Genomic DNA, 15,948 nt, shown 5'->3' with positions numbered 1-15,948 from the left:
GCCCGGTGCGGGGGGCTTTTTCTCTCTTATTTTCCCGAAAAATCCGGAGTTCCGTCAAGATTATACGGGGTCACCTGGTATACATAGTAGTTCAGCCAGTTCGTGTACAGATTGTTCGCATGTGACCGCCATAAAAGCACTGGTTTTGTATTTGGATCGTCGTTTTTATAATAGTTCTTCGGAATCTCAATCGGGAGTCCTTTGTCTTTATCGCGGTGGTACTCGCCGTCGAGCGTCATACGGTCGTACTCCGGATGACCCATCACAAAAATCTTTCTTCCCTCTTCCGCCATGCCAAGATAGAATCCGGCTTCGTCGGACTCTGCGAGAATCGTGACATCTTTGCAGGCACGGATATCGTCGATCGGTACTTCTGTGTGGCGGGAATGCGGTGCCAGAAACTCGTCATCGAAGCCTCGCACAAGCGGGATCTTGCGGTTGTTGACTTTGTGCCAGAACAGCCCGAATTTCTTCTCCGGAAGCATCCGTTTCTTCAGTCCGTAGAAATGATACAGACTCGCCTGGGCTCCCCAGCAGAGGAACATCGTGGAGGTAACGTGTGTGTTCGTCCAGTCCATGATCTTTGTCAGTTCATCCCAGTAGTCAACTTCTTCAAATTCCATCTGCTCGACCGGTGCACCGGTGATGATCATACCGTCGTAATAATTTTTCCGCACATCCTCAAATTTCACATAGAACGTGTTCAGATGGCTGGTCGATGTATTTTTCGCCTCGTGGCTTGCCACCATCAGAAAGGTGACATCAACCTGCAGGGAGGTGTTGGAAAGGGAGCGCAGAAGCTGCAACTCGGTATCTTCTTTGAGCGGCATCAGATTCAGGATCATAATCTTCAGCGGACGGATGTCCTGATGAACCGCTCTTGTCTCGTCCATGACGAATATATTTTCGCTTTCGAGTATTTCTTTTACAGGTAAATCTGCCTGAACTTTAACCGGCATATTCTTTTTCCTCGTTTCTATTCTTCTTGATCTGCCGCGCTTTTCTCTGCGCAGACAGGCGGTTTGCTTTTTCCGGCAGGAATTTCTGCCGTCTGTTTCCGATTATAGCAGATTCCCGCGCGGGATGCAAACCGCCTTTGCAGATATTTCGTTATTCTTCTGTCATCTTCAGAAATTCCTCTTCTGAGATCACCGGCACGCCGAGTTCGCGCGCTTTCCGGTTTTTGGAGGAACTGGATGTCGTGTCGTTGTTGATCAGATAGCTCGTCTTTCCCGTTACACTTCCGGTGGCTTTTCCGCCGAGCTCCTCGATTCTTGCCTTTAATGCATTCCGGTTCGGGAAATGTTCCACACTTCCGGTGATAACGAAGGTAAGACCGGCTAATTTCTGTTCTTCCTGGCTTGCCTGCGGCTTCTCAATCGTCAGATACGACAGAAGGCGCTCAAGGCGTTCTTTATTTTCCTCATCCGCAAAGTAATCCACGATGCTTTTTGCAATCACTTCTCCGACACCGTCGATCTGCGCGAAATCCTCCGCCGATGCATTCCGGATCCGGTCGAGATCGAAATCGAAGGCTTTGCAGATCATTCTCGCGTTTGCAAGACCGATATTTAAGATGCCAAGTCCGAAAATCAGACGGGGCAGCGTTGTGTTTTTCGCGCGCTCGATGCTGTCGATCAGATTCTGGTATGATTTTTCACCGAAACCGTCCATCTCCACAATCTCGTCGCGGTAGCGGTCGAGACGGAAAATATCGGCAAACTCACGGATGAAGCCGTGGCCCACGAATTTTTCGAGCGTTGCCTCCGACATGCCGTCGATGTTCATCGCGTCGCGGCTTACAAACAGGGTGAATGCCTTCATGAATTTTGCCGGGCACTCCGGATTCGTACAGTAGAGGGTCTCGACATTATTCATCATCTGAATCCGGGTGGCACCGCCGCAGGCAGGACACGTTTCCGGAATATCGCGCACGCCGCTTCTCGTCAGATTCTCTGAGATCTGTGGAATGATCATGTTTGCTTTGTAGACAAGGATTTTATCACCCACACCGAGATCCAGCGAACGCATGATACTGATGTTGTGGACGCTTGCGCGGGAAACCGAAGTTCCTTCCAGCTCGACCGGCTCAAAAACCGCAACCGGATTGATGAGACCGGTTCTCGACGGGCTCCACTCAATTTCAAGCAGAGTGGTCTCCTTCTGTTCATCCGCCCATTTGAAGGCGAAAGCGTTCCGCGGGAATTTCGCGGTTGTGCCAAGTGATTCTCCGTAGGCGATATCGTCATACAACGCGACAAGGCCATCGGACGGAAAATCGTTTGTCTCGATTTTCGTGGAGAAATATTGCATCGCCTCGTCGAGGTTATCTTTGGTGACAGCCTTGTATTCCACCACCTCGAAGCCCTGCTCTTTCAGCCACTCCATCTGACGGATTCTGGAATTTTCGAAATCCTGTTCCGGAGCGCTCACAAGCGCAAATGCCATAAAATGAACGTGGCGTTTTGCCGTAATCTCATTGTTCAGCTGGCGCACAGAACCGCTGCAGAGGTTCCTCGGATTCTTGTATTTCGCATCGACATCCTCGATCTCCTCGTTGATCTTCTCAAAATCGGAATAGCGGATGATCGCCTCGCCGCGCAGAACCAGCTCTCCCTGGTACGGGATTTTTAAGGGAATATTTTCAAACACTTTTGCATTGTTCGTGACAACCTCTCCGATCACGCCGTTTCCACGGGTGACGGCCTTTGCGAGGGTACCGCCGCGGTACGTCAGAACGACGGTCAGACCGTCCATCTTCCAGGATAGCAGCGTTTTGTGATCCCCGATGAAGCTGCGGAGCACTTCCACATCTTTCGTTTTATCAAGGGAAAGCATCGGCGACTCGTGCGCTTCTTTCGGCAGTTCGTCCATCGCCTCGTAGCCGACTTTTGTGGTCGGGCTTCCGGCGAGTGTTACGCCTGTTTTTTCCTCTAATACCTGCAGTTCGTCATACAGCGTGTCGTACTCCAGGTTGCTCATGATCTCCCGGTCTTCCTGGTAATAGGCTTTTGCCGCTTCGTTCAGCTTTTTGACCAGTTCCTTCATCCGTTCTGTCTCGTTCATCGCTTTTCCTCCCCGATCTGCTTTTTCAGTTCTGCTAATTCTTTTTCCGTTAAAGGGCGGTACTCCCCTGTTTTCAGGTCTTTCAAGTGAATATTCATGATCCGCACACGTTTCAGCTTTGTGACACGATATCCTAATGCTTCGCACATCCGCCGGATCTGACGGTTCAGCCCTTGCGTCAGAATAATCGTAAAGCTGCGCTCTCCCGTTTTCTGGATCCGGCACGGGCGCGTCACGGTATCGAGAATCGGCACGCCGGATGCCATTTTTTTCAGAAATTCCGGTGTAGTCTCTTTGTTTACCTCGACCTGGTATTCTTTTTCGTGGCGGTTTCTGGCACGCATGATACCATTTACAATCGCACCGTCGTTCGTCATCAGAAGGAGGCCTTCAGAATCTTTATCGAGTCTTCCCACCGGATAAATCCGCACCGGGTAGGACAGATAATCGATGACGTTGTTTTTCTCCCGTTTTTCCGCAGTACAGACGATGCCGCGCGGTTTGTTGAAGGCGAGATAGACTTTTTTCTCCTCCGGGACAACGGTTTTGCCTTTCACAACAACAACGTCGCCAGGCTCCACCTGCATGCCGGTTTCCGCGCGTTTTCCGTTTATAGTAATCTCGCCCGCTTCTGTCAGACGGTCCGCCTCCCGCCGCGAGCAGACGCCCGCATCACTTAAGTATTTGTTTAAGCGCATGGTTTTATCCTTCCAAAAAAGCAGTTTCATAAAAACCAGAAACTGCTTTTTTTGTTTTGTATTATTCTATTGTTCCTACTGAATGCTCTCTACATATGCTCTCAGGGAAGCATCTGCATCGAGTGCATTCTGATAATCGTTCTGAACCTGTTCGATCAGATTTTTGACTTCTTCGTTTTCGAGCGCCGCTTTCATAGCCTCGGTTACGGCCGCATCGCTGTCGGTATCATCCATGATTTTCAGGCTGCCGTCTTCTGTCGTGTAGAGATAATACTCCGAAAGCATCGGCAGGGTCTGGTTGATTCCCAGATATTTGCATCTGCTGCTGACAAACGCGATGTACGTTCCGTCATTTGGACCGCTGATCGTGTAGGCCTTTACATCTCCGTATGACTCCACATCGCTTTCTGCCTCAATCTGCGCCTGCTCCTCCGCGGTCAGATTATCTGTTACTGCAAAAAGACCGTTGATATCCCTTGCACCGAGCGCGGTGTAATACTGCTCCAGAACGGTGCTTACTTCCGGGACATTGTCCGCGGCAAAGGAGACAGCCGTATTATCGGTATTCTCTGTATTGCTGGTATCGTCTGCCGCTTCCGGCTCACTTGTCGGCTCAGCCTCTGCATCCGGCGCGCTGGCGGTATCGGTACTGGAAGCATCTGCACTGGAATCATTCGCGGAATCCGAAACGCCCGATGAAATGCCTGTGCTGTCCTCAGAATCTGCTTTGCTGTCTGCTTTTACCTGTGTCTTTTTATCCGGCACATTGCTTCCGGTGCTGCTGCTTGTTACGGTTCCGCCGCTCGATTTTCCATCGTTTTTTGGTGATACCAGATGAACGATGAGAAGAACCGCTGCCACAATCAGGAGAATTGCTCCGATCAGAAGCATGTAGCGCAGATTATCGGAAATCCATTCCCGGATTTTATCTTTTGTTGTCATTGGTTTTGCCATATTTTTCCTCCTTCATCAAAACTGATCCGCCGGATCAGTTATTGATATGCTCAGTAAGCAAAAAAACCTCTACTTCACACCGAAGCAGGGGCTTTCCTTGTCCTGCGCCGGTCCTGCCCGCCGCAGCATGCCATGTAGCAAAAACGCGTCTGGAGGGATTCGAACCCCCGACACACGGTACCGGAAACCGTTGCTCTATCCCCTGAGCTACAGACGCTGATGTGATCTGTTTTCTCAACCACACTATGACAGTTTACCACAGACTCCTGCAATTGTAAAGTATTTTTCCCACCCAGCCGCCCATTTTTTTCTTAAATTATTCGCAGACTATTCTGCCACGCAGCTTACGTTTCTTTCTCACACAGCGTCAGTTCCCCGCTTTCCCGGTGGTAATAATAAACGTGATCCGACAGAATCTCCTGCGGCTTGACCGTCTTTTCATTCACGTCCCGTACCATGTCGGAAAGACACTCCTCTGGGAACACATCATAATCTGGAATCACCATGCACTCGTGGATACTGCTCGGAATCACATAAAGACTTGCCTCAAAGCGCTGCGAAAGACTCTCCAGCACGCCGGGATAGCACATGCAGATTGCACCCAGCTTTCCTCTGCGGTTGCTGACCAGGTAAAACTGTTCCGCCAGCGGACCAAGCTCGAACAGGGGAAACGTTACTCCGTACTCCTCTTTCAAATACACCATAAGGCTGTCTGTGCGCACCGGCAGATCCCGCAGGGTGTTCTCCCAGGCACGGGCATCCAGCTCCTCCGCCGAAATTCCCCACAGCTCCCGGTGCGTCTCGTGGATCAGAATTGTCGCATCCGGCACGCGGTTTCCCCGCATCTGGTAATAGTACACGACCGCGAGATCGAGAAATTTTCTGTGTGGAACTTCGGAGAGCAGCGTACGGTTTTTCTCCGCATGAATGAGCTCGCAGTAGATCTGCGGCGCAGCATTTTTCCAGTTGGTAAAAAAGGCAGCTTTCTCCGGTCTTCTCGCCTCCGCTTCCACTTTCCGGTACTGCTCCAGTACCTTTTCTGCAATCTGAGAAAGCGGCACGCCCTGCAGACAGCATTCATACAGAAGCTCCACGTAGATCGTCGGTGCAATCCAGTCCTTCTTTCTGCTGATGACAAACGCCTCTTTTTCGATACCGTTCAGCTTCTGCACCGATTCTACCTTCACCTCAAAATCATCGCCGGCTTTTCTTTTCAGCAGCGCGGCAAGCTGCTCTTTGAACATCTGATAGTCCATTTTTTCCCACCTTTCCTGTTTGATTGCCTTTTGTATTTTTGCTTTACGGAACAAAAAAAGCTCCGGAAAACACAACTTAAAAACCTCTGTACAAATCTGTATATGCCAGAGATTCGTTGGTTCGCGGAACTTCGAACGATGAGAAAAACGGGCCCGGGCTGCTTCCGACAGCCTTTATCAGCCATTTTTCAGACGAATATTCTATTTATTTAGAAAACCATGTCCGCCACAAAGAAAGTTGTGACGGACAACGGCGGGAACATTCTTACTTATACACGGGACAGATATTCACCTGTTCTGGTATCAATTTTGATTTTGTCTCCCTGGTTTACGAACAGCGGAACGCTTACGGTAGCACCAGTCTCAACGGTAGCCGGTTTGGAAGCACCCTGTGCAGTATCTCCCTTGAAGCCTGGCTCAGTCTCGGTGATCTCAAGCTCTACAAACAGAGGCGGCTCGATTGCGAATACATTTCCGTTGTAGGAACATACTTTAACCATTTCGTTTTCTTTTACGAATTTCAGAGCATCTCCGATGGTCTCTTCGTTCAGAGCGATCTGCTCATAGTTTTCTACGTTCATGAAGTAGAATAAATCGCCATCGCTGTACAGATACTGCATGTCTACACGCTCGATACGAGCCTGCGGGAATTTCTCGGTCGGACGGAAGGTACGCTCTACTACACCACCGTTGATGACATTTTTTAATTTGGTTCTTACGAATGCAGCTCCTTTACCAGGTTTTACATGCTGAAATTCAAGAATCTGAACGACCTGACCATCGATCTCGAGGGTAACGCCGTTTCTAAAATCTCCTGCTGAAATCATTCTGATTTTTCCTCCTTAACATAGTACGATGCGCCAAATGCGCACCATAGGCTTATCTTATAATATAATATTTTTCCCGATTTTTCAACTGTTTTTTTTCGTAATCCTGCCGCGGGCCAGATCACGCTCATAAAAGAACAGTACAATGTGTTCCAGATACCGTTTCAGAACGATCTGAATTTCCTCTTTCGGATCGATCGGCTCGGTCAGAATATTGTAAAGTCCGGTCCGTTTTGCACCGTACACATCGGTGAAAAGCTGATCCCCGACAAAGACCGCCTGCTCCTCTTTGATCCCCATTCTCCGGCATGCCTCCTGGTAGTTTTTCACCGAAGGCTTGTGCGCATTTTCGATATAGATAGAACCGACCGCATCGGCAAACGGAGCCACGCGCGGTTTCTGATTGTTGGAAAGCAGACAGGTGGAAAAACCAGTCTCCCGGAGAGACGCAAAGAACGCAGCCGCCTCCTTCGTCGCCGGCGCACCGTGCGGAACAAGCGTATTATCGATATCAAAAATCACGCCCCGGTATCCTTTCCGGTACAGATCCGCGTAATCGATCGTATAGGCACTTTTTTCTCTCCGGTCCGGGTAAAACATCCGCATCAGTATAGTTCCCCGGTTCTTCTGGTTTTTTCCACTCATCTTCTTTCTCCAATCCTCTTTTCGTTTATACAGTAACTTTATTCTTCTTTCAGAAACTCCTGCAGAGCCTCAAAATTTGCTTTCATCTGGTCATAGCCGTGCTGGTAAAATTCCCGCAGCCTCTCCTCGTCCTTTTCGAGACGCGATACCGCCGGTATCTCCGGGCGGATCACAAAGACGGAGCCTTCTTCTTCCCATTTTTCGATGCATTCGAGCACCTGGTTATAATGTTTCGCACGGTTTACAAGCGCACGCACGAGATTCGGGTATTTGCGGAATGCCGCCACATACAGCTCCCAGCCTCTCGTTCCCTCTTTTTTGCGGTAACCGAAATTCCGTGTCAGAATAATGACATTTTTTCGGTGTCCCGTCTTTAAGGAACGAATAATCGGGATCGAATCGGCAACACCGCCGTCGACGTACTCGTTTCCGTCGATCTCCACCATCGGGCAGGCGATCGGCATGCTCGATGATGCACGGCCAATTGCAAGCAGACGTTCTTTATTTTCGCGGTCATCCAGATATTCCGCGCGTCCCGTCTCACAGTTTGTCACAACCAGCTCACACGTCTGCGGCGATGCAAAATACGTATCAAAATCAAATGGAAAAATCTCATACGGATACCGTTCGAACACCATATCCATGTCGAGCAGTGCTTTTTTCTCAACGATTGTCTTGATATTCTTATTGACGTAGCGGTTTTTCTCATCCGTGACAATCATACAGTCCCTCGTTCTGCCAATCTGGCGCGATACATAGTCCAGCGCATTGCAGGCTCCGGCGGAAACGCCGATCACATGAGGGATATAATACTCCTGCTCCATCAGAAAGTCCAGCGCTCCTGCTGTAAAGACGCCGCGATTGGCCCCTCCTTCCAGTATGACTGCTCCGGATTTTGTTATGCTGTAATTTTTTGTCTCATTCATTCTCCTGCACTCTCCTATTTTTCACAATGACACATTACTTCCTGCACAGAGCAATGCCGGAGCAGATCGGAAAATCCCGACACGCTCCGGCCCTTCTGCCTGTTTTATCTGTTTTCCAGCGGAACATAGTCCACTTCATCTTTGACACTCTTGTACGCCGGGCGGATGATCTTGTCGGTGTTGATCAGTTCCTCCATCCGGTGTGCACTCCAGCCGACGATACGCGCGCAGGCGAACATCGGGGTGTAGAGCTCCAGCGGAAGATCCAGCATGCTGTAAACGAAGCCGCTGTAGAAGTCGACGTTTGCGGATACACCTTTGTAAATATGGCGCTCCTCGCCGATGATCTTCGGAGCCAGTTCCTCGACCATAGCGTACAGCCGGTAATCTTTCTCTCTGTGTTTTTCTTTTGCCAGCTGCTCAACGAAGGTCTTGAAGATGCGCGCACGCGGGTCGGAAATGGAGTAAACCGCATGGCCCATACCGTAAATCAGACCTTTCTGGTCGAACGCCTCTTTGTGCAGCAGCTTTCTTAAGTAATTCGATACTTCTTCCTCATCCGTCCAGTCTTTGACGTGTGACTTCATATCGTCGAACATCCGCACAACCTTGATGTTTGCACCGCCGTGCTTCGGTCCCTTTAAGGAGCCGAGCGCCGCTGCAATTGCGGAGTACGTATCGGTTCCGGAAGAAGAAACAACATGTGTTGTAAAGGTTGAGTTGTTACCGCCGCCGTGCTCCATGTGGAGGACGAGGGCAAGATCGAGGATCTTCGCCTCCAGCGGGGTGTATTTCTGATCCGGGCGGAGCATCAGCAGAATGTTTTCTGCGGTGGAAAGCTTCTTCGACGGATTGTGGATATATAAACTTTTTCCCTTGATATAATGGTTGTACGCCTGATAGCCATAGACGGACAGCATCGGGAAAACAGAAATCAGGTTAATGCACTGGCGAAGCACATTCGGAAGGGAGGTATCATCTGCGTGGTTGTCGTACGCGTACAGGGTCAGAACGCTTCGGGACAGAGTGTTCATCATGTCCTTGGTCGGCGCTTTCATAACAACGTCACGCACAAAGTTCTTCGGCAGGGACTGCTGCTGTTTTAAGATTGTCTTAAAATGATTGAGCTGCTCTTCATTCGGCAGATTTCCAAATAAGAGCAGATACGCAACTTCTTCGAATCCCATACGGTTTTCACTTAAAAAGCCCTGGGTCAGTTTTTCCACGTTGATGCCGCGGTAGTACAGACGTCCGTCACACGGCGTTTTGACGCCGTCAATGATATCCGAAGACACAACGTTTGAAATCTGTGTCAGTCCCGCAAGGACGCCAACGCCGTTGACATCGCGCAGTCCGCGTTTTACATCGTATTGCCCATACAGCGAAACATCCATTTTGGAGTTATCCAGACAGATGTTTGTCAGTTCCTCTATTTCCGGTGTTACTTTCATGCTAAAAGCCATATGCATTCCCCTTTCTCTTCTCTTTTTTTACTCACTTTCGCTCATTATAGCATTAAACCAGGGGATTCGTATACTGAAATTTTTATAAACATTCGAAAAATTTTCGTAAGATTTTGTCTCACAAAAGGTATCAGGCTTCTGTTTTACATGCATCGAAGGCTTGATCCAGTGCGTCCAGGAAATCTCCCATCACGTAATACAGCGTCTCAAACCGCAGATAATCGAGGACGTTTTCATCCCACATAAACTTCAGCACCGGCGGGAATTCCTCATCGGACTCCCAGAACTGGAAGACGAGCGGCAGAAACGGAAAGACATGAAAAACAAAAGCAGCGTCTCCCGGGAAATATGGTTTTCCGCCAAGGGAAACGCATGCTTTTTTCAGCTGTTCCACATGCCCGTCATACCGTGCGGCGCGGCTGTCGTGAACGCCGGACGCAATCGTGCGGCCTTTGATCGTTCCCTTTAAGGAATTGGTACGCGCATACGTGCCGGCGAGCACAATCTCCTTCTTTCCGCAGCAGAGCAGGTCGAAAATCGTCAGCGTCTCATTGAAACTGCCCTGATGTACATGAAGAAAATGGTCTTTTGATCCCTCTACAACGCCGGTATGGCGGTTCACTCTCCATTCTTCAAAAAGATACGGCACATAGAAATAATCGTCATCAAACGCAAAGCCATACTTTCCTTCGATCTCCTTCTGATCGTATGTCAGAAAACGTTCCTGCATCTGATCACGCATTTTAATATAGTTCGACACTTCCATTTTTTTGCCTCCCGCTATTTGTCGAGCATCTTTTTCAGCTCGTCCATGAACGTGTTGACGTCCTTGAACTCACGGTAAATCGACGCAAAGCGGACGTACGCCACCTGATCCAGGTCTTTTAAGTAATGCATGACCTTCTCTCCGATCACAGAGCTTGGAATCTCGCGTTCCTCGCCGTTGAAAAGCTCCGTCTCCACCTTGTTGACCATCTCGTTGATCTTCTCGGCGGACACCGGCCGTTTGTGGCAGGCGCGCAGGATACCGGTCTCGATTTTCGAGCGGTCATACTGCTCGCGGTTCATATCTTTTTTGATGACGATCAAAGGGATCGTCTCCACTTTTTCGTATGTCGTAAAGCGTCTGCCGCAGACATCGCACATCCGGCGGCGGCGGATCGCATTGCTGTCTTCAATCGGGCGTGAATCCACAACCCGGGTATTATCCTGATTACAAAATGGACATCTCATATCTTTCGTCCTCGTTTCTAAATAAGTATTTCGGAAAGTTTTCTACTTTTACAGTATACGCATTTTTCCGTGAAATTCAAGTCAACTGCAGCAACATTTTCGCATATGTTTTTCCATAGGAATCAGTAAAAAGGAGCACCGCATGCGCGTTGTAGATCTCCGCCAGAAAGAAGTTATCAATATCTGCACCTGCAAAACGCTCGGCTGTCCGATTGATGTGGAATTCAATCCAAAAACGGGACATCTTACCGGACTCGTTCTTCCGGGTCCTGTGAAATTCTGCGGCTTTTTCTGCCACGGCGAGGATTTTGTGATCCCATGGGACCGCATCTGCCAGATCGGCAACGATATCATTCTCGTCGAAATTCCGGAAAAAGAGAAAAGGCAGCCCTGATCAACGGATATGAAAACCGAATTCCGATTCCAGCGGAATCTTCGTCCATTTTGCATCCGTGATTTCGATGTAGCTGGAGGTGCGGATCCTTTTGATCATCTCCGTGATCGTCTCCTCATCACCCTGCACCTCCATCTCCACCGTCTCATCCCAGCAGTTTCTCACCCAGCCGGTCAGTCCGAGCTGGTAGGCAGCATAATACGCCCGGTAACGGAACCCCACGCCCTGCACCTGGCCGTAGAAAATCACATGGTACCGGATTTCTTCTTTTTCGTCTCTTCTGTCTCGTTTCGCTGTCTCGTTCATATTTCTCTGCCTCCCAACAGTCATTGCCTAAAATTCGTCTGCCGTCGCACAGTACAGCGGAAGCGGGAACCAGTCGGATGGAATGTTCTTCCAGATTTCAGATGGAACCTTGCTTCCCTTACTTGCCAGCGGTGAAAGAAGCAGTTCCTGCGCCTGCTCCCGGTTGAGTACATCTGCCCCCGGATGGGCTTCCCCTGTCACGGTCACAGTTCCATCTTTTACCGTCACGGTCACCGGCTGTCCCTCCAGTACAGCAGACCACGTTCCATCGCTGATGCCCATCGTCTCTGCTTTCATGGTCAGCATTGCCTCGATGACGTCTGCAAATTGGAAAATACGGTACATCGCGGAACCGCAGCGCTCTTTTGTGAAGCTTTCGCAGACTTCCGATAACGCTGCTGCTTTTCCGGTCTCATACACCGGAATGGAAATGAAAAGAGAGTCAAGCGCATTTTCTTTTAAATAAGCGGCAAGTGCAGGAACGAAATCCTGTTCCTCCAACACTTCTGCTTCCACAACCTGGTTTCCGCCGCAAAGTGCCAGATATCCGATCCGCTCACCGTTTTTCCAGATTGCAATTGCCTGCTCGCCGAACGTTTTCAGGCAGGCTTTCACATCCTCTCTTACCACGTAAAGCGGTTTTTCCTCATTCAGCTTCTTTGCAAAGGCTGCCGCCTCTTCGTCCGCTTCGCCGTTTTCCGGAAACAGCGGCGCAAAGGTGTAAGCGGAGAGTTCCCCGTTTTTCCAGGTATGGCGCACATTTGCCACATCCAGGTAAAACGTGTATTTTTCACTTCCCGGCGTAAAGCCAAAGTAGGCATACCGCTGTCTCTGGCCGTCCAGTGCCAGAAGATCACACGTTCCTTCCAGATCCGTAATCCAGTCGCCAAGAAGACGCTTCATGTGGCCTTCGCCCCTTGCCTTTGGATGCACGGAAACGCTTCCCACATATCCTGCGCGGAGCAGCTTACCCCCTGCCGCCATTTGCTGCGGAAGCACCGCAATCTCGGCCCGGAGTCTGCCGTTTTCCGCAACAGCGACGCGGTGGATCCGTGCCATTTTCGGTCCCGCCTGATAAACCCTTGGAATTAACTGCTCAAAGTCGTGCGGACGGTGTGCCGTGCTGAACACGTAGTTTGCAAGTTCGATGCAGTCCTCCCACTCTTCCGGCTTTGCAATTCTGTACTCTGTCATAATGTAAAAACCTCCTGATCCTAAAAACCCTTTTGTTTTTGCTCTTCTTTTTCTCTATCCTAACGGATTTTTGTCCTTTTGTCACGAAAATTCCGAACAAATTGCAATATTTTTGCTATATCTGGTAAAAAAAGGAAACGCGCCCGGAAATTTTCATTCCAGGCGCGTTTCCCTTTTCTCAATGTTTCCTGTTTTACTGGATTCCTTTTACGGTGTAATCCTGTGCCTCTACGGCTGTTTTCAGCACATCGTCTGATACCGGAGCTGTCAGTGTTACAACGGCTGTTCCTTTTTCATGGCTTACTTCTGCGGATGCAACACCCTCGATTGCCTCAAGTGTTTTCTTCACTCTTGCCTCACAGTGGCCACACATCATGCCCTCGATTGTCATGGTTTTTACCATTCCCTGTTCTGTTGTCATGTTCAGATCCTCCTTTGAAATTTCGTTTTTGATTCTTTTATCTTTTGACGCGTCGTGCATCCGAAACAGATTCAGACGCAGGGCGTTTGTCACAACGCAGAAGCTCGAAAGGCTCATCGCCGCCGCACCGAACATCGGGTTCAGCTTCCAGCCGAACAGCGGGATCCATACGCCCGCAGCCAGCGGAATACCGATGATATTGTAAATGAAGGCCCAGAACAAATTCTCGTGAATGTTCCTGAGGGTCGCACGGCTTAAGCGGATCGCTGCCGGTACATCGGAGAGGCGGCTCTTCATCAGGACAACGTCTGCCGCATCGATCGCGATATCGGTTCCTGCTCCGATGGCAATACCGATATCCGCACTGGTCAGAGCCGGTGCATCGTTGATGCCGTCTCCTACCATCGCTACTTTTCCTTTTTCTTTCAGGCGGCTGATGACCGCTTCTTTTCCATCCGGCAGAACGCCTGCGATGACTTCGTCCACACCCGCCTGTGCGCCGATGGCACGCGCGGTGCGCTCATTGTCTCCGGTCAGCATCACGACACGGATTCCCATATTCTGCAGCTCTTTCACCGCACGCGGGCTGTCCTCTTTGATGACATCCGCAACCGCGATCATACCGAGCATCTTTCCATCTTCACTGAAGAACAGCGGTGTCTTTCCTTCTTCGGAAAGTTTTGCTGCCCGCTCTTCCATCTGTTTCGCGAGAACCGCTTTTTTCGTAATCAGTGCGCGGTTGCCTCCGCAGAGCTCTTTTCCGTTCCGTTTTGCCACAAGGCCGTTTCCAGGAAGCGCAGAGAAATCACTGACTTCTTCGCGGGCCAGGCCTTTTTCCTCTGCAAGTGCAAGAATCGCACGGGCCAGCGGATGCTCACTTTTCTGCTCCAGTGCAAAGGCACCTTTTAAAAGCTCCTCCTCACTTACACCGTCCGCCGGGACAAGATCGGTTACCTGCGGCTCTCCGCTTGTGATGGTTCCAGTCTTATCGAGTGCAACGATCTGTGTTTTTCCTGTCTCCTCGAGAGAAACTGCGGTTTTGAACATCGTTCCGTGTTTTGCTCCCATTCCGTTTCCGACCATGATCGCAACCGGTGTTGCAAGGCCGAGCGCACACGGGCAGCTGATAACGAGAACGGAAATACCTCTTGCAAGAGCAAAGCCGACGCTCTCTCCTGCAAACAGCCAGATCACAATCGTAGCAAGTGCAATGCAGATAACGGCCGGCACAAAAATACCGGAAACTTTATCGGCCACTTTGGCGATCGGCGCTTTTGTCGCTGCCGCATCGCTGACCATCTGAATGATCTGGGAGAGTGTTGTGTCTTCTCCGACTCTCGTCGCCTCACAGGTCAGGAAACCGGACTGGTTTAAGGTCGCCGCCGATACGCGGTCGCCGGCCTCTTTATCCACCGGAATACTCTCGCCAGTCAGCGCGGATTCGTTGACGGCACTCGTTCCCTCCAGGACAACGCCGTCCACCGGAATATTTTCGCCCGGGCGGACGATGAAATGATCGCCCTTTTTCACCTGATCAATGCCGACTTCCACTTCTTTTCCGTCTCTTAAGAGAACGGCGGTCTTCGGAGCCAGCTTCATCAGACTCTTTAACGCATCGGTCGTTTTTCCTTTGGAAATCGACTCCAGCATTTTTCCGACGGTAATCAGGGTCAGAATCATGGCTGCGGACTCGAAGTAAAATTCATGCATATAGCTCATGACTGCATCCATGTCCCCCTGTACCTGCGCTCCCGTCATGGCAAACAGGGCGTAGACGCTGTATACAAACGATGCGGTAGAACCAAGCGCTACCAGCGTGTCCATGTTCGGTGCTTTATGCCAGAGACTCTTGAAACCGCTGATAAAGAATTTCTGGTTGATGACCATGACCGCAATGGTAAGCAGGAGCTGTACCAGTCCCATTGCGATGTGATTTCCTTCAAAGAATTTCGGCAGCGGCCATCCCCACATCATATGACTCATGGAGAAATACATGAGCGGAATCAAAAGAAGAACGGAGCTCACCAGACGGCGTTTCATGACCGGTGTTTCCTTGTCTTTCAGCATCTCTTCGTATTCTGCTGTGGAAGCCGACTGTGATGTGCTTCCCTTCTCGCCTTTTTTCGACGCACCGTAGCCTGCATTTTCCACGGCGGCAATAATCTCTGCCGGGGAGGCCGTTCCCTCCACGCCCATGGAATTTGTCAGAAGGCTGACTGCGCAGGATGTGACACCGGGTACCTTTGACACGGCTTTTTCGACACGGGTCTGGCAGGCGGCGCAGCTCATGCCGGTTACATTGTACTGTTCCATCGTATGTCTTCCTTTCTGTAGTTCTGGATTTTCTATTTCATATACCCTAATGGGGTATCTTGTTTTCTTCTACACTATATACCCTGTCAGGGTATTTTGCAAGTGTTTTTTCAAAAAATTTCCACTTCTCTTCTGCCATCCCCCGCACAATCCGGCCGGACCATCCTCAGAAATCCCTTGACAACCCGGCGCATGTATTTTATATTGAAGCAATCATGGATGATTTTTTCTTCTTCATCCTTCGGAGGTTTT

General features: G+C 50.0%; 15 protein-coding genes and 1 tRNA gene. 1 reads left to right on the top strand and 15 read right to left on the bottom strand.

The genetic code is table 11. From position 1 onward, the window contains the following. Nucleotides 1–26: 26 nt before the first annotated feature. The 12 genes from metA to nrdR all read right to left on the bottom strand — a co-directional run bounded on the left by metA (nt 27) and on the right by nrdR (nt 11,068). Nucleotides 27–959, bottom strand: a complete 933-nt coding sequence (gene metA, locus DWY63_RS00925) for a homoserine O-acetyltransferase MetA (RefSeq protein ID WP_055228462.1) — start codon at nt 957–959, stop codon at nt 27–29. A 151-nt stretch (nt 960–1,110) separates the two neighbouring features. Next, nucleotides 1,111–3,066, bottom strand: a complete 1,956-nt coding sequence (ligA, locus tag DWY63_RS00920; protein ID WP_117800830.1) for an NAD-dependent DNA ligase LigA — start codon at nt 3,064–3,066, stop codon at nt 1,111–1,113. Next, entirely contained in the window at nt 3,063–3,764 is a 702-nt protein-coding gene (locus tag DWY63_RS00915) for a pseudouridine synthase (protein ID WP_117801207.1), read from the bottom strand. Before DWY63_RS00915 ends, ligA begins: the two co-directional genes overlap by 4 nt. Before the next feature lie 75 nt (nt 3,765–3,839). Continuing rightward, on the bottom strand, nt 3,840–4,718 hold the full coding sequence (locus DWY63_RS00910; RefSeq protein WP_117800827.1) for a hypothetical protein: 879 nt from the start codon (nt 4,716–4,718) through the stop codon (nt 3,840–3,842). A gap of 144 nt (nt 4,719–4,862) precedes the next feature. Continuing rightward, nucleotides 4,863–4,935 (bottom strand) — tRNA-Arg (locus DWY63_RS00905). 127 nt (nt 4,936–5,062) lie between these two features. After that, nucleotides 5,063–5,974: a DUF5688 family protein gene (locus tag DWY63_RS00900; protein WP_022462518.1), complete on the bottom strand. Its 912-nt coding sequence runs from the start codon at nt 5,972–5,974 to the stop codon at nt 5,063–5,065. Between the two features lie 269 nt (nt 5,975–6,243). Next, on the bottom strand, nt 6,244–6,801 hold the full coding sequence (gene efp / locus DWY63_RS00895; RefSeq protein ID WP_022462517.1) for an elongation factor P: 558 nt from the start codon (nt 6,799–6,801) through the stop codon (nt 6,244–6,246). Between the two features lie 84 nt (nt 6,802–6,885). After that, entirely contained in the window at nt 6,886–7,410 is a 525-nt protein-coding gene (locus DWY63_RS00890) for a YqeG family HAD IIIA-type phosphatase (protein ID WP_117801204.1), read from the bottom strand. A gap of 74 nt (nt 7,411–7,484) precedes the next feature. Then, the gene (locus tag DWY63_RS00885) at nt 7,485–8,372 is read right to left on the bottom strand and encodes a patatin-like phospholipase family protein (RefSeq protein ID WP_117800823.1); all 888 of its coding nucleotides are present in this window, start codon (nt 8,370–8,372) and stop codon (nt 7,485–7,487) included. A 104-nt stretch (nt 8,373–8,476) separates the two neighbouring features. Beyond that, the gene (locus tag DWY63_RS00880) at nt 8,477–9,835 is read right to left on the bottom strand and encodes a citrate/2-methylcitrate synthase (RefSeq protein ID WP_117801202.1); all 1,359 of its coding nucleotides are present in this window, start codon (nt 9,833–9,835) and stop codon (nt 8,477–8,479) included. A gap of 130 nt (nt 9,836–9,965) precedes the next feature. After that, nucleotides 9,966–10,601 carry a DUF3786 domain-containing protein gene (locus tag DWY63_RS00875; RefSeq protein WP_117760416.1) on the bottom strand — a complete coding sequence of 212 codons (636 nt, stop codon included), beginning with the start codon at nt 10,599–10,601 and terminating at the stop codon, nt 9,966–9,968. Nucleotides 10,602–10,615: 14 nt separating this feature from the next. Beyond that, nucleotides 10,616–11,068: a transcriptional regulator NrdR gene (gene nrdR, locus DWY63_RS00870; RefSeq protein WP_022462512.1), complete on the bottom strand. Its 453-nt coding sequence runs from the start codon at nt 11,066–11,068 to the stop codon at nt 10,616–10,618. A 142-nt stretch (nt 11,069–11,210) separates the two neighbouring features. Between nrdR and DWY63_RS00865 the strand changes: the two genes are divergently transcribed. Further along, a complete protein-coding gene (locus DWY63_RS00865; RefSeq protein WP_117760417.1) occupies nt 11,211–11,462 on the top strand; it encodes a YlmC/YmxH family sporulation protein in 252 nt (83 codons plus the stop codon). Here DWY63_RS00865 and DWY63_RS00860 read toward each other — a convergent pair whose 3' ends face one another. From DWY63_RS00860 to DWY63_RS00850, 3 genes are all read right to left on the bottom strand, one after another. Further along, on the bottom strand, nt 11,463–11,768 hold the full coding sequence (locus tag DWY63_RS00860; protein WP_022462510.1) for an acylphosphatase: 306 nt from the start codon (nt 11,766–11,768) through the stop codon (nt 11,463–11,465). 27 nt (nt 11,769–11,795) lie between these two features. After that, on the bottom strand, nt 11,796–12,962 hold the full coding sequence (locus DWY63_RS00855) for a GNAT family N-acetyltransferase (RefSeq protein ID WP_117800820.1): 1,167 nt from the start codon (nt 12,960–12,962) through the stop codon (nt 11,796–11,798). A gap of 193 nt (nt 12,963–13,155) precedes the next feature. After that, entirely contained in the window at nt 13,156–15,696 is a 2,541-nt protein-coding gene (locus DWY63_RS00850; RefSeq protein WP_117800818.1) for a heavy metal translocating P-type ATPase, read from the bottom strand. Nucleotides 15,697–15,948 lie beyond the last annotated feature (252 nt).

The sequence above is a fragment of the Blautia sp. AF26-2 genome (genome assembly GCF_003460955.1).
In the GTDB taxonomy this organism is placed as follows: domain Bacteria; phylum Bacillota; class Clostridia; order Lachnospirales; family Lachnospiraceae; genus Fusicatenibacter; species Fusicatenibacter saccharivorans.
This window is presented reverse-complemented; position numbering and strand designations above follow the sequence as displayed.

What these genes read in the sequence shown, in the direction of transcription:
- metA (WP_055228462.1), bottom strand. Translation starts at nt 959, where the DNA reads ATGCCGGTTAAAGTTCAGGCAGATTTACCTGTAAAAGAAATACTCGAA.
- ligA (WP_117800830.1), bottom strand. Translation starts at nt 3,066, where the DNA reads ATGAACGAGACAGAACGGATGAAGGAACTGGTCAAAAAGCTGAACGAA.
- DWY63_RS00915 (WP_117801207.1), bottom strand. Translation starts at nt 3,764, where the DNA reads ATGCGCTTAAACAAATACTTAAGTGATGCGGGCGTCTGCTCGCGGCGG.
- DWY63_RS00910 (WP_117800827.1), bottom strand. Translation starts at nt 4,718, where the DNA reads ATGGCAAAACCAATGACAACAAAAGATAAAATCCGGGAATGGATTTCC.
- DWY63_RS00900 (WP_022462518.1), bottom strand. Translation starts at nt 5,974, where the DNA reads ATGGACTATCAGATGTTCAAAGAGCAGCTTGCCGCGCTGCTGAAAAGA.
- efp (WP_022462517.1), bottom strand. Translation starts at nt 6,801, where the DNA reads ATGATTTCAGCAGGAGATTTTAGAAACGGCGTTACCCTCGAGATCGAT.
- DWY63_RS00885 (WP_117800823.1), bottom strand. Translation starts at nt 8,372, where the DNA reads ATGAATGAGACAAAAAATTACAGCATAACAAAATCCGGAGCAGTCATA.
- DWY63_RS00880 (WP_117801202.1), bottom strand. Translation starts at nt 9,835, where the DNA reads ATGGCTTTTAGCATGAAAGTAACACCGGAAATAGAGGAACTGACAAAC.
- DWY63_RS00875 (WP_117760416.1), bottom strand. Translation starts at nt 10,601, where the DNA reads ATGGAAGTGTCGAACTATATTAAAATGCGTGATCAGATGCAGGAACGT.
- nrdR (WP_022462512.1), bottom strand. Translation starts at nt 11,068, where the DNA reads ATGAGATGTCCATTTTGTAATCAGGATAATACCCGGGTTGTGGATTCA.
- DWY63_RS00865 (WP_117760417.1), top strand. Translation starts at nt 11,211, where the DNA reads ATGCGCGTTGTAGATCTCCGCCAGAAAGAAGTTATCAATATCTGCACC.
- DWY63_RS00860 (WP_022462510.1), bottom strand. Translation starts at nt 11,768, where the DNA reads ATGAACGAGACAGCGAAACGAGACAGAAGAGACGAAAAAGAAGAAATC.
- DWY63_RS00855 (WP_117800820.1), bottom strand. Translation starts at nt 12,962, where the DNA reads ATGACAGAGTACAGAATTGCAAAGCCGGAAGAGTGGGAGGACTGCATC.
- DWY63_RS00850 (WP_117800818.1), bottom strand. Translation starts at nt 15,696, where the DNA reads ATGGAACAGTACAATGTAACCGGCATGAGCTGCGCCGCCTGCCAGACC.